The following is a 12,636-nucleotide window of genomic DNA, read 5'->3' on the forward strand; positions in this document are numbered from 1 at the left end:
ATGAAAGCAGAAAAGGGAAATAATCTTGAGAAAGAATTGCAGAAAATGCTCATAGCAATCCATCCGGCGGATCCATGTGTGGCAGAAACCGCACTGAAGCGCTGGAATTCAATCGCAAAGCCGTTGCACAGCCTTGGAAAACTGGAAAAAGACATCATCCAGATTGCAGGGATGACCGGTGATCCGAATGTACATCTGGACAAAAAAGCATTACTTGTGATGTGTGCGGATAATGGTGTAGTTGAAGAAGGTGTCACACAGACGGGACAGGAAGTGACCGCCATTGTTGCTGAAAATTTTCTGACCGGCAATACAAGCGCTGCGATCATGTGCAGACAGGCTGGTGTGGATCTCTTTCCGGTTGACATTGGCATGGTTACAGATACAAAAGTCCCAGATGTTAAGATCCGCTATGGAACAGCAAATTTCGTAAAAGAACCGGCAATGACGAGAGGAGAAGCAGTGCGTGCCATCCTGACCGGAATACAGATTGCCCGGGATAAGAAAAAGGAAGGCTATCAGATCCTCTGTATCGGTGAGATGGGGATTGGCAATACAACGACAAGCAGTGCTGTGGCATCTGTGCTTCTTGGAAAAGAACCGGAAGAACTGACAGGTCGTGGCGCCGGGCTTGACGACAGCGGTCTGCAAAAGAAGATACAGGCAATCTGTACGGGAATTGAAAAACATCATCCGCGGGCAGATGACCCGGTGGATGTACTTGCAAAAGTGGGAGGGCTGGACATTGCAGGAATGGCAGGCATCTGCCTTGGTGGTGCAATTGAGCATATTCCTGTCATGCTGGATGGATTTATTTCGGATGTGGCGGCGCTTCTTGCTGTGCACCTGTGTCTGGCTGTAAAAGACTATCTGTTGATTTCACACGTATCAAAAGAACCGGGGGCCGGGATGGTATTGCGAGAGCTGACAACGGAAAAAGCCAGTGATGTCCACGGCATGAATCTCGGTATGTGTTTAGGAGAAGGAACCGGAGCAGTCGCATATTTACCGGTTCTGGAACTTGGATTATCCGTGTATCAGGAAATGAGCACATTTGCAGAGAATCAGATTGAGGACTACAAGGATTATACGAAAGAAAATCCGGCAAAGGATTCTCCGGAAAAAACAGAAGCAAATATAGGAGGAACGCCATGTTGCATGTAATTACCGGAGGAAGCGGAAGTGGAAAATCAGCCTATGCAGAAAACTGGCTGCTTGAACAACGCGAGAAAAATCTGTATGATGAAAATAGCGAAAATACGAATCCGTCTGCGCCACTCTATATTGCGACGATGATTCCATATGGAAAAGAAGGGGAAACAAAAGTTATAAGACACAGGAGACTGCGCGCGGGAAAAGGATTCCGGACATTTGAATGTTACCGGGATCTTGCGAAAGCAGACATTCCGGTAAATACGGGGATTCTGTTAGAGTGCATGTCGAATCTGACGGCAAATGAGCTGTATGACGAAGCAGGAAACATGAATAAACCTGAAAAAGTAAAAAGACAGATACTGGAAGGAATCCGGCATGTGATAGAAAAGACGGATTTACTTGTCATCGTTACAAATGAAGTTCAGGGAGATCAGATGGAATACAGCGGAGAGACGAAGATTTACCAGCGAGTACTGGGGGAAGTAAACCAGAGCCTTGCCGGACTTGCAGAGAAAGTAACGGAAGTCGTATATGGGATTCCGGTGGAGATAAAATAGATGAAGAAATTATGGAACAGTTTTAAAATTGCATTTGCAATGTACAGTAAAATACCAATGCCACAAAGCGAGTGGACGGAAGAAAATATGTCCTATGCTATGTGTTTTTTTCCTTGGGTGGGAGCTGTGACAGGCGGCATCTCCTATCTGGTCGTGTTGTTTGCAGATCTGTTAAAAGAAAGAGAAATCTCATTTGGCAGCCTGTTCTTTCCGGCAGTACTGACGGTGTTACCGGTTTTGATCAGTGGTGGTATCCACATGGATGGATTTCTGGATACGCAGGATGCATTAAGCTCCTGGCAATCGGAAGAGAAGCGTCTGGAAATCCTTAAAGATCCCCATGCAGGAGCATTTGCAATCCTGTCCGGCTGCGTTTATTTCATCTTGAGTCTTGGCATATATTCCGGCGTGACAGAGGAGAGCATGCGGCTGATCGGGATGGGATTCATACTATCCCGGACACTAAGCGGCATATCCGTACTTCGGTTTCCTCAGGCAAGGAAAAACGGTCTGGTTGCAGTATTTGCCGAGCGTGCAGATAAGAGAAGAACCTTTCGTGTATTGATCATCTATCTGGTGCTGGAAATTGTAGCATTGTTATGGGCAGGAAGAGGAGCAGGGCTTTGCTGCGTGATTGTTGCAGGACTTCTTTTTTTGTATTATTATCATATGGCATGTGCAAAATTTGGCGGAGTTACCGGAGATCTGGCAGGGTATTTTCTGCAGATCTGTGAACTTGGAATTGCAATGGCAGCGGTAATTGTGACGAGTGTGTAGATGATGCCAGCGGCAAAAGCACGCGAAGTCCTATGGGTTGCAATAGCGTTTGGAGAAGGTTGTTAGTGGCAGGTTTTGGTGGAGAATAACAGGAGAGAAAAATGATATTAATAACAGGCGGAGCCTATCATGGAAAACGAAATTATGCAAAACAGATGTACCCTGGCATAGATTTTGTAGATGGAATATCATGCGCAGAAGAGACAATCTTTGCATGTCAGGGAATGGATCATTTCCACAGTTATATTGAAAATCGGATGCGTGAGGGGAAAAAGCTTCCGGAACTTTTAAAAATAGTGGAAAAGTTAAAGTGTGAAAATTCAGAGATAGTGTTGATCACAGATGAAATTGGATATGGAATCGTTCCGACAGATGCATTTTACAGAGAATATAGAGAGACGCATGGTAGGGTATGCACGCAGATTGCGGCAGAAGCAAAAGAAGTGCACAGGGTAATCTGTGGGATAGGAACGGTGATCAAAGGATGAAAATCTATCTGATACGACATGGAAAGACAAAAGGAAATCTGGAAGAGCGCTATATCGGAAGGACAGATGAGCCTTTGTGCGAGGCTGGAAGAGAAAACTTGAAGAAATACCAGTACCCGCAGGTGGAGATGGTGTTTACCAGTCCCATGAAACGCTGTATGCAGACCGCAGAAACGATTTATCCGGGGCAGCAGTATCAATGCATAGAAGAATTAAGAGAGAGCGATTTCGGTGCATTTGAAGGCCACACATATAAAGAATTGTCCGGTGATGTCAGATATCAGGCCTGGATTGACAGCGGCGGTACATTGCCATTTCCGGGCGGAGAGAGCAGGAAAGAAGTACGCGGCCGCTGTATCCGTGGAATCGAGACCGCATTGAAAATCGCGGAAAAGGAGCATGCTTCACAGATTGCATTTGTCGTACATGGTGGAACGATCATGAACGTGATGGAGAAATATGCAAGACCGCAGGGGCAGTACTATGATTTCCAGGTGAAAAATGGGGAAGGCTATGTGCTGAATCTGAAAAGCAAGACGGAAAATAACCAGTGTAATTACAGGAAGTGTAGCTTTGATAAAAAAACAGAGTGAAAAAATCTGGTTGAAAGCTGAAAACTCAATTGAAAAAATAATTTGAAAAATTGAAAAAATAGTTGCAATTTATAAGAATCTATGATATCATAATTTTCGTTGCAGAGAGCAACAAAAATAAATGCGGGTGTAGTTCAATGGTAGAACACCAGCCTTCCAAGCTGGATACGTGGGTTCGATTCCCATCACCCGCTTTTTTATATATGATGAACCAAGCAAAAGAGCAGAATCATTACTTATGTGAATCCTCACTTTGTAATAATTCTGCTCTTTTTTTGAGTTTTCATAGCCTGTTAAAGAGCAGGCTTTTCGTGCTATAAAATATTATTTATTCATAACGTTCGTCAATTACACGTTTCGTTTTCTTCTCACTTCTCGGAAGAAGACCGATTTCCACAACTTTTACAAGCGGAGTAAATCCGATCTTGCTCTTTACACGTGTAGCAATGCGGTCTGCAAGATCAAGGAAATCAACGGTTCCGTTTGTCTCGACGTAGATACGCATTGTGTCTTTGCCGTCCAGATGAGAGATGCGGATCTGATATTCGCTGGATACTTCCTTGAACTCTTTCAGAATCTCTTCAATCTGGCTTGGGAATACATTTACACCTTTGATCTTCATCATGTCGTCAGTACGTCCCATGATCGTATCCAGACGCGGAAATTTGCTTCCACAAGGGCATTCACCCGGAATAATGCGGGAAAGATCATGTGTACGATAACGGATCAGTGGTGCGCCCTCTTTTACAAGAGTAGTGATTACGATCTCACCGAGTTCGCCGTCCGGAAGAACTTCACCTGTTACAGGATCAATGATTTCAATGTAAATATAATCATCCCAGTAATGCATACCGCAGTCATGTGAGCAGCTGATACCGATTCCCGGACCGTAGATTTCTGTTAGTCCGTAAATATCATACAGCTCGATGCCGAGTTCTTCGGAGATACGTTTCCGCATCTTTTCGCCCCATCTTTCAGAACCGATGATACCTTTCTTCAGATGAATCTTATCTTTGATACCGCGACGTTTAATCTCTTCTGCGAGAAGCAATGCATAAGAAGAAGTAGAACCAAGGACTGTCGTTTTCATGTCCATCATCATCTGTAATTGTTTGTCGGTATTACCAGGTCCCATAGGAATGACCATAGAACCTAATTTCTCAGCGCCTGCCTGAAAACCGATTCCGGCAGTCCACAGTCCGTATCCCGGGGTAATCTGGATACGATCCATATTTGTCATACCAGTCATTTTGTAGCAACGTTTGAACATAATCGCCCAGTCGTCTACGTCTTTGGCTGTATACGGGATGATGACCGGAAGTCCGGTTGTTCCGGAAGAAGAGTGGATGCGGACGATCTTCTCCTCCGGTGCAGTCATAAGTCCGAGTGGATAGGCATTTCTTAAGTCACTTTTCTCGGAAAATGGAAGCTTCTGGAAATCTTCCGCACTGGAAATGCTTGAAACACCGGCTTCGTTCAGTTTCTTTCCATAGAAACTCTCGGCTTTGATAAGAGCCTGAATCTGTCCGTTTACCTGTGCAATTTGTGTTTCTGTAATTTTCATAGGTCTGTCCTTTCTGTTATGTAAATGAAATGTTTCATATCCGGTTATTTTGTATAATTTAATGCCTGAAGGTTCATGGCGTGGAATTTTTCCGGAAGTGTCCGGAGCATTACATGTTCGATGTCTTCTAAGTTGAAGTCAAGTACACCGGTACGAAGTGCAGTTCCAAGGAGAATCATGTTCAGGACTTTGGATGAACCGATTTCCGCACAGGCTTTGTCAGCATCGATCAGTGTAAGATTCGGAACGTTTTGTTTTAAATATTCAAGCATTGGTTCGGAATCATAATTGCTTTCTGAAAGTGTTGCAGTTACCGGCTTGATCGCGCGAGTGCTTACAACAACATGACCACCTTCTTTTAAGTATGGAAGCATACGGACCGTTTCGCCCGGTTCAAATCCAATGATCAGATCGGCAGTTCCGGCGGCGATCATCGGGGAATAGAGCCCTTCACCGATACGCACATGGCTGAATACACTTCCGCCACGCTGCGCCATACCGATCGTTTCGGCACTCATAACCGGAATATTCTGTTCCATAGCTGCGGCAGCAAGAAGTTTGGATGCAAGGACGGTACCCTGTCCGCCAACACCGCAGAGTACAATATTTTTAATCATGCTGTTTACCTCCTTTGATCGCATGAACCGGACAGATCTGACTGCAAAGTCCACAGCCGGTGCACATAGATGAATCAATGGAAACATTTCCGTCTTTTGTAATGATTGCAGGACATCCCAATTCCCGGATGCATTTCTTGCAATGGATGCAGGAGGAAATATCTACATGCATCGGGGTGCCCGGTTTTGTGACAGCAATGCATGGCGATTTGAAAATGATCGCTTTTACACCCGGCTTATCTGCGAGCTCTTTTACGCAGGAGACAGCCGCCTCGTGATCCAGTGGATTTACTGTTTCTACATCCTGCACGCCGATACCGCGAAGAACCTGTTCGATATTGATTTTCTGGACGATTTCGCCCATAACAGTGCGGCCGGTACCGGGATGCGGCTGGTGTCCGGTCATGGCAGTGGTTGAATTATCCAGAACAACAAGTGTCATATTCGCCTGATTATAGACCGCATTGACAACTCCGGTGATCGCAGAAGCGAAAAACGTAGAATCTCCGACAAATGCAAAGCAGGCAGTATCCGGTTCAATTTTTTCCACACCCTGTGCGATATTCAGACCTGCACCCATGCAGAGACAGGTATCTACCATATCAAGTGGCCTGGCATTGCCGAGTGTATAACAGCCAATATCACCACAGAAAATAGTCTTGCGACCCTGCATTGCTTTTTTTACTGCGTAGAAAGAAGCACGGTGCGGACATCCTGCACACAGAACCGGCGGACGTACCGGAAGTGGAGGGACATCTGTAAGTTTTTGCTGTTCCTTTACCGGAAGATCAAGAAATGTGCGGATATAGGTATCTACGCTGTCTCTTGTATTTTCTCCGGCGTTGGCAGTATTGTGTGTCAGTTTTCCGAGAATTTTTACCGGAAGGTGATATTTTCCACAAATATAAGTAAGCTCCCGCTCAATGACAGGATCTAATTCTTCCAGACAGAGTACTTCGTCGAGTCCGTCTAAGAACTGGGCTGCCAGCTTTTCCGGAAAAGGATGCGGAGTCGAAATCTTCAAATGGCGGACCATACCGGTTTCAATCAGTGTTTCCATCGCATAAGTAAAACTGATACCGCCGGATACGATTCCTTTCCTGCTGTCTGCAAAAGTGTCACAGGCAGGATAGATTTTATTTTTCTCATAGGAAGAAAATATATCTGCTAATTCAACATTTCTGGCTTCTATCTGCTGATGATTCTGGTAAGAAAGCCGTGGGAAAATAACCCAACGCTTTGAGTCTTTGACAAAGCCTTCCGGCGTATGTACAGTATATTCTTCCGGATCTTTGACAGATACAGAAGCATAGCCGTGACAGACGCGGGTAGTCGGGCGCAAAAATACAGGAGTGTTATATTTTTCAGAGTATTCATACGCTTCCTGAATCATCTCATATGCTTCCTGTGCAGAAGACGGATCAAAACAAGGTAGTTTGGAAAACGCTGCGAAATGTCTGGTATCCTGCTCTGTCTGCGAGGAAATCGGTCCTGGATCGTCGGCGACAAGAATTACCATACCGCCCTTAACTCCGATGTATTCCAGACTCATCAGAGGATCGGAAGCAACATTTAAACCAACCTGTTTCATTGTGACGAGTGTTCTTGCGCCACTGTAGGAGGCGCCTGCGGCTAGCTCCATTGCTGCTTTTTCATTAACCGACCATTCGACATAGACATCATCCGGACGGTGTTTGGCAATTGTTTCAAGAACTTCCGTGGATGGAGTTCCGGGATATCCGGCAACAACATTGACACCGGAAGCAACAGCACCAAGTGCAATCGCTGCATTTCCCATTAAAAATTCTTTATGCATGATCTCACCTCAAGTTCGTTAAAAATAGTAATAATTAAAAATAAGTATAGTCTGTTTTGAAGTGAAATTCAATGAAATTCATACAAAGGGTTGTATAAATATTCAAATCATAAGCGAGATCGGACGCTTTTGTAACAATGTATGTGCATCAGAAAAAGCACAGTCATGATGGCTGTGCTTATAGTGTTGTTATAGCATTTTGCTGCAAGATATAATAGATAAGAAGCTGCCGGTGGCATATTCTTTTTATTCCATACAGTTTTCCAGCGACTGGAAGAAGTCAGGATAAGACACATCCACGCACTGGCTGTCCAGGATCTGTGTTGTACCGTCTGCGGTTAACCCGGCAACTGCAAATGACATGGCAATCCGGTGATCAAGATAACTGTTAATCTTAGCGCCTTTTAATGGCTGTCCACCGCTTTGCGGGCTGGAACCCTGAATGATCATGCCGTCTTCCGTCGGAGTAATAGTGGCGCCCATCGCACGGAGACCTTCTGTAACAGTATCGATACGGTTCGTTTCTTTTACTTTCAATTCAGCAGCATCTTTGATGATGGTTGGGCCTTCCGCCTGTGATGCCATAACTGCAAGAATCGGAATCTCATCGATCAGCGTCGGAATCAGATTTCCTTCAATAGTAGTGCCTTTTAAATGGCTGGTGCGGACAAGCACATCAGCACGGCCTTCGCCGCCCTCGTAAGTCTGGTTTAACAGTGTGATATCAGCGCCCATGCCTTTGCAGACTTCTAAAAATCCGGCGCGGGTAAGATTCGTGCCGACATTCTTTACAAGCAGTTCACTGTCTGGAATGAGAAGCCCTGCAGCGATAAAATATGCAGCGGAAGAAATGTCACCCGGCACACAGATCTTCTGTCCGTAAAGCTGTTCACATGGTTCTACGCTGGCAGTTGCATTTCCGTCCGGGTGCATAGTAGAAGCGACTTCAGCGCCGAAACTTTGTAACATCAGTTCTGTATGGTTTCGGGAAAGCGCCGGTTCTGTCACCGAAGTAGTACCGTCACCGTAAAGCCCGGCAAGAAGAACTGCGGATTTTACCTGCGCAGAGGCAACCGGTGATGTATAGGAGATTGCGTGAATCTTCCCCGGTGTGATGCGAAGCGGAGCACAATTATTTCCGCCTATACTCGTAACATTTGCCCCCATCAGATTTAACGGAGTCATAATTCTTCCCATTGGTCTGGAATTTAAAGAATCATCACCGGACATAACAGAAGCAAAATTTTGTCCGGCAAGAATACCGGACATCAACCGGGTTGTTGTACCGCTGTTTCCGACGTTCAGAATGTCGGCAGGTGCAGACAGACCGTGAAGTCCTTTGCCGTGGACAAGGATACTCTGTGGTGTTTCTTCTATTTCAATGCCCATCTTCCGGAAACAGTCGATGGTTGACAGACAGTCGGCTCCCTTCAGAAAATGTGTGATCTCTGTTGTGCCAAGAGAGATTGCTCCTAACATGATGGAACGATGGGAGATCGATTTGTCGCCCGGAATCGTAACTTCGCCTCTTAAACCTTTTACTGGATAGATTTCTTTAACGCTCATAAACAATATACCTGAATTTCTGCAAGAGTGCGCCGGCTTTTTCCTGTGAAGCCGCATCGTAGAACTCTATACGCAGAACCCCCTCTTCAAATTCTCTGTTGTGTACAATGCCGATATTTTTAATACTGAGATTATTGGAAGCAAGGATAGTTGCAATTGCTGCGATTCCACCTGCTTCATCAATGATGTCACAGTAAACGGCAAAATTTTTCTTGATCGGACCTGCCGATGTTTCACTGATCGAGTTCCGGTAAGTACGGGAAGAATCAAAAAGATTGTAAACACCTTGTTCGTCTCCGGCGTCTACCAGTTCTTTTGCTTTTGTAAGTGTTTCAATATAGGAGTCAAGGATCTGGCTGATATTCTCCTTGTTCTGTGTGCAGATATTCTGCCACATTGTCGGAGAGGAAGAGGCGATTCTTGTGATATCTTTGAATCCTCCGGCGGCAAGATGCTTCATCAGTTCGTCTTTCGTATCGGTATCTTTTACAAAGTTGACAAGACTTGCTGCAATAATGTGCGGCAGATGACTGATCGTACCGGTTACGTAATCGTGTTTTTTATAGTCCAGAATTACCGGCAGTGCCTTCAGTGCAGTGACAAATGATTCATAGCGCGCTACCTTTTCATCGGAAACTTCTACAGATGGTGTCAGCACATAGTAAGCATTTTCAATGAGCATTGCTTTGGAATTGCTGTAACCGCTCTTCTCGGAACCTGCCATAGGATGTCCTCCGATAAAATATTTACCAAGCCCCAGAGTTTCTGCCTCTTCGTGGATGTTTGTTTTCACACTTCCAACATCTGTAAGAATACAGTCCTCATGCATATAGCAGGTAAGCTGCTTCAGATATGCACTGTTAAAAGAAACCGGTGCACATAAAAATATGTAAGAACAGTGATAGAAATTATCATCAATCGTAGTCGCTGCAACGTCGATCACAGATTCCTGTGTAGCGAGTGCCAGCGCTTCTTTATTTTTGTCGAATGCAACGATCTCGTAATCCGGGAAATACTGGCGTATCGCTTTCGCAATAGAACCACCGATCAGACCAAGACCGATGAATCCGATTTTCTGTTTGTCCATAGTAACTCCTTCCATAGATAAAGCCTGTTATTGGATTGAAAAAACAGGCTTTGAAACTTCTGAAATTTATTATATTTTCTTTTTTGGTGTTTGTCAATGCTATGATGCTTTAAAGCGAAAAAGTAAAGAAAGAAAATTGTAAAAAATGTATAAAAGAGTTGTAATTAGTCAGAAAATTTAGTACAATATACCCATGATAATTTACTATAGTAAGGAGGCAGCTTAATATGAAAGTATACAGGACGGATGAGATTAGAAATGTTGTTCTATTAGGACATGGAGGAAGCGGTAAGACAAGTCTTGTGGAAGCCATGGCCTATGTATCAGGGGCAACTACTCGTATGGGAAAAGTTGCAGACGGTAATATGATCAGTGATTTTGATAAAGAGGAACAGAAGAGACAGTTCTCAATCAGCACATCACTGGTACCGATCGAATGGGAGAAAGCGAAGATCAATGTTCTCGATACACCGGGATATTTTGACTTTGTCGGAGAAGTAGAAGAAGCAGTCAGTGCAGCAGATGCAGCAGTTATCGTTGTTTCTGGAAAAGCAGGTGTTGAGGTTGGAACAGAGAAAGCATGGGAATTATGTGACAAATATAATCTGCCTCGTATGGTATATGTTACAGAGATGGACGTGGATGATGCAAGTTTCCGTCAGGTAGTACAGGATCTGACAGATAAGTATGGTAAAGTGATTGCACCGCATTTCCAGCCAATCCGTGAGAATGAGAAGTTAGTTGGTTACGTTAATATTATTAAGAATGCAGGAAGACGTTATACTGGTATCGGAGAGAGAGAAGAGTGCGAGATCCCGGATTACTGTAAACCAAACCTGGAGATCTACCGTGAGAAACTGTTAGAAGCAGTTGCGGAGACAAGTGATGAGTTTATGGAGCGTTATTTTGCAGGAGAAGAGTTTTCTGTAGAGGAGATTCGTTCTGCAATGAGAACAGAAGTTATGGACGGAGATATCGTTCCGGTTGCTATGGGATCGAATATCCAGGCACAGGGAGTTGCAAACCTCCTTTCAGATATTGTAAGATTCTTCCCAAGCCCGGACAGCAGAAAATGCGCCGGCATTAACCGTAAGACGAACGAGATCTATGAAGCAGATTATGATTTCGCAAAAGCAAAATCCGCATATGTCTTCAAAACTATGGTAGATCCGTTTATCGGAAAATATTCTTTCGTAAAAGTATGCTCCGGTGTATTAAAGGGGGATGATGTGCTCTACAATGCAGAGTCCGAAGCAGAAGCCAAACTTGGCAAGATTTATACAATGTCAGGCAACAAACCGGTAGAAGTCAGCGAATTATTTGCAGGTGATATCGGTGCGATCGCCAAACTTGCCAATACAAAGACCGGTGATACACTTTCAGCAAAGACAACGCCGCTGATGTTTGGAAAAACAGAATATTCCAAACCATATACATATATGAAATATGTTGTTAAGAACAAAGGCGATGAGGATAAAGTATCTCAGGCGCTACAGAAGATGATGGCAGAAGATGTGACACTTAAGAGTGTTAACGACAGTGAGAACCGTCAGACACTGATCTATGGTATGGGTGACCAGCATCTGGAAGTGACGGCAAGCAAACTTGCTGCAAGATACAAATGTGAGATCACACTGGAGACACCGAAAGTGGCATTCCGTGAGACAATTAAGAAGAAATCAGACGTAGATACGAAGTATAAAAAACAGTCCGGCGGACATGGACAGTATGGACATGTCAAGATGAGATTCGAACCATCCGGAGATCAGGAGACACCTTATGTATTCGAAGAAGAAGTTGTGGGCGGAGCTGTTCCGAAGAACTACTTCCCGGCAGTTGAAAAAGGTCTTCAGGAATCTGTACTTAAAGGGCCTCTGGCAGGATATCCGGTTGTAGGTGTGAAAGCAGTTCTGTATGATGGATCTTACCATCCGGTAGATTCTTCTGAGATGGCATTCAAGACAGCAACGATCCAGGCATTTAAGAAAGGCTTCATGGAAGCCGGACCGGTTCTTTTAGAGCCAATCGCTTCTGTGAAAGTTACAGTTCCGGATGATTATACCGGAGATATTATGGGTGATCTGAATAAGAGAAGAGGTCGTGTGCTTGGTATGAATCCATTAAGTGGCGGATATCAGGAGATTATCGCTGATGTTCCGATGACAGGTATGTTCGGATACTGCACAACACTTCGTTCCATGACCGGTGGACGTGGCAATTATTCTTATGAATTTGCACGTTATGAGCAGGCTCCTTCAGACATTCAGGAAGCAGAGATTGCAAAGAGAACAGCAGAAGAATAAATCTTTGATAAAAATTAGATTATGAAATAAGAAAAAAAGCTCTGGGAAGGGCTTTTTTTCTTATATTAAAAGTGCTATAATCGTGGTTGCTATTTATATTAGGAAAGAAATTT

The 12,636-nt window shown here is 44.3% G+C and carries 11 protein-coding genes and 1 tRNA gene; 7 read left to right on the top strand and 5 right to left on the bottom strand.

Annotated elements, in window-relative coordinates:
• From cobT to DXC04_RS01640, 6 genes are all read left to right on the top strand, one after another.
• Complete coding sequence (gene cobT / locus DXC04_RS01615) at positions 1–1,164, top strand: nicotinate-nucleotide--dimethylbenzimidazole phosphoribosyltransferase (RefSeq protein ID WP_199671995.1); 1,164 nt, start codon at positions 1–3, stop codon at positions 1,162–1,164.
• Positions 1,152–1,712: a bifunctional adenosylcobinamide kinase/adenosylcobinamide-phosphate guanylyltransferase gene (locus DXC04_RS01620; RefSeq protein ID WP_118520858.1), complete on the top strand. Its 561-nt coding sequence runs from the start codon at positions 1,152–1,154 to the stop codon at positions 1,710–1,712. Before cobT ends, DXC04_RS01620 begins: the two co-directional genes overlap by 13 nt.
• On the top strand, positions 1,713–2,489 hold the full coding sequence (locus tag DXC04_RS01625; RefSeq protein WP_118520856.1) for an adenosylcobinamide-GDP ribazoletransferase: 777 nt from the start codon (positions 1,713–1,715) through the stop codon (positions 2,487–2,489).
• A 101-nt stretch (positions 2,490–2,590) separates the two neighbouring features.
• Complete coding sequence (locus DXC04_RS01630; RefSeq protein WP_021860780.1) at positions 2,591–2,977, top strand: bifunctional adenosylcobinamide kinase/adenosylcobinamide-phosphate guanylyltransferase; 387 nt, start codon at positions 2,591–2,593, stop codon at positions 2,975–2,977.
• Complete coding sequence (locus DXC04_RS01635; RefSeq protein WP_118520854.1) at positions 2,974–3,570, top strand: histidine phosphatase family protein; 597 nt, start codon at positions 2,974–2,976, stop codon at positions 3,568–3,570. The genes DXC04_RS01630 and DXC04_RS01635 overlap by 4 nt, the downstream gene beginning before the upstream one ends.
• A gap of 123 nt (positions 3,571–3,693) precedes the next feature.
• Positions 3,694–3,764, top strand: a tRNA-Gly gene (locus DXC04_RS01640).
• A gap of 134 nt (positions 3,765–3,898) precedes the next feature.
• On the opposite strand, the gene DXC04_RS01645 is transcribed toward DXC04_RS01640, so the two are convergent.
• From DXC04_RS01645 to DXC04_RS01665, 5 genes are all read right to left on the bottom strand, one after another.
• Positions 3,899–5,134, bottom strand: a complete 1,236-nt coding sequence (locus DXC04_RS01645; protein WP_118659643.1) for a phenylacetate--CoA ligase family protein — start codon at positions 5,132–5,134, stop codon at positions 3,899–3,901.
• Positions 5,135–5,178: 44 nt separating this feature from the next.
• Positions 5,179–5,751 (bottom strand): indolepyruvate oxidoreductase subunit beta, encoded by a 573-nt coding sequence (locus DXC04_RS01650; RefSeq protein ID WP_021860777.1) that lies wholly within the window; start codon positions 5,749–5,751, stop codon positions 5,179–5,181.
• Positions 5,744–7,567: an indolepyruvate ferredoxin oxidoreductase subunit alpha gene (gene iorA, locus DXC04_RS01655; RefSeq protein ID WP_118659645.1), complete on the bottom strand. Its 1,824-nt coding sequence runs from the start codon at positions 7,565–7,567 to the stop codon at positions 5,744–5,746. The genes DXC04_RS01650 and iorA overlap by 8 nt, the downstream gene beginning before the upstream one ends.
• 246 nt (positions 7,568–7,813) lie before the next feature.
• Positions 7,814–9,133, bottom strand: coding sequence for a 3-phosphoshikimate 1-carboxyvinyltransferase (aroA, locus tag DXC04_RS01660; RefSeq protein WP_118659647.1), 1,320 nt, complete (start codon positions 9,131–9,133; stop codon positions 7,814–7,816).
• The gene (locus DXC04_RS01665; RefSeq protein WP_118659649.1) at positions 9,123–10,220 is read right to left on the bottom strand and encodes a prephenate dehydrogenase; all 1,098 of its coding nucleotides are present in this window, start codon (positions 10,218–10,220) and stop codon (positions 9,123–9,125) included. The genes aroA and DXC04_RS01665 overlap by 11 nt, the downstream gene beginning before the upstream one ends.
• Positions 10,221–10,447: 227 nt before the next feature.
• Between DXC04_RS01665 and DXC04_RS01670 the strand changes: the two genes are divergently transcribed.
• The gene (locus DXC04_RS01670) at positions 10,448–12,523 is read left to right on the top strand and encodes an elongation factor G (RefSeq protein ID WP_021859538.1); all 2,076 of its coding nucleotides are present in this window, start codon (positions 10,448–10,450) and stop codon (positions 12,521–12,523) included.
• Positions 12,524–12,636 lie beyond the last annotated feature (113 nt).

Origin of the sequence: Dorea sp. OM07-5 (assembly GCF_003481355.1) — a bacterium.
GTDB classification, from domain to species: Bacteria; Bacillota; Clostridia; order Lachnospirales; family Lachnospiraceae; genus Dorea_D; species Dorea_D hominis.

Bases quoted from the DNA above. Each gene is read 5' to 3' on its own strand.
- DXC04_RS01635 (WP_118520854.1), top strand. From the start codon at position 2,974: ATGAAAATCTATCTGATACGACATGGAAAGACAAAAGGAAATCTGGAA.
- aroA (WP_118659647.1), bottom strand. From the start codon at position 9,133: ATGAGCGTTAAAGAAATCTATCCAGTAAAAGGTTTAAGAGGCGAAGTT.
- DXC04_RS01665 (WP_118659649.1), bottom strand. From the start codon at position 10,220: ATGGACAAACAGAAAATCGGATTCATCGGTCTTGGTCTGATCGGTGGT.
- cobT (WP_199671995.1), top strand. From the start codon at position 1: ATGAAAGCAGAAAAGGGAAATAATCTTGAGAAAGAATTGCAGAAAATG.
- DXC04_RS01620 (WP_118520858.1), top strand. From the start codon at position 1,152: ATGTTGCATGTAATTACCGGAGGAAGCGGAAGTGGAAAATCAGCCTAT.
- iorA (WP_118659645.1), bottom strand. From the start codon at position 7,567: ATGCATAAAGAATTTTTAATGGGAAATGCAGCGATTGCACTTGGTGCT.
- DXC04_RS01625 (WP_118520856.1), top strand. From the start codon at position 1,713: ATGAAGAAATTATGGAACAGTTTTAAAATTGCATTTGCAATGTACAGT.
- DXC04_RS01645 (WP_118659643.1), bottom strand. From the start codon at position 5,134: ATGAAAATTACAGAAACACAAATTGCACAGGTAAACGGACAGATTCAG.
- DXC04_RS01650 (WP_021860777.1), bottom strand. From the start codon at position 5,751: ATGATTAAAAATATTGTACTCTGCGGTGTTGGCGGACAGGGTACCGTC.
- DXC04_RS01670 (WP_021859538.1), top strand. From the start codon at position 10,448: ATGAAAGTATACAGGACGGATGAGATTAGAAATGTTGTTCTATTAGGA.
- DXC04_RS01630 (WP_021860780.1), top strand. From the start codon at position 2,591: ATGATATTAATAACAGGCGGAGCCTATCATGGAAAACGAAATTATGCA.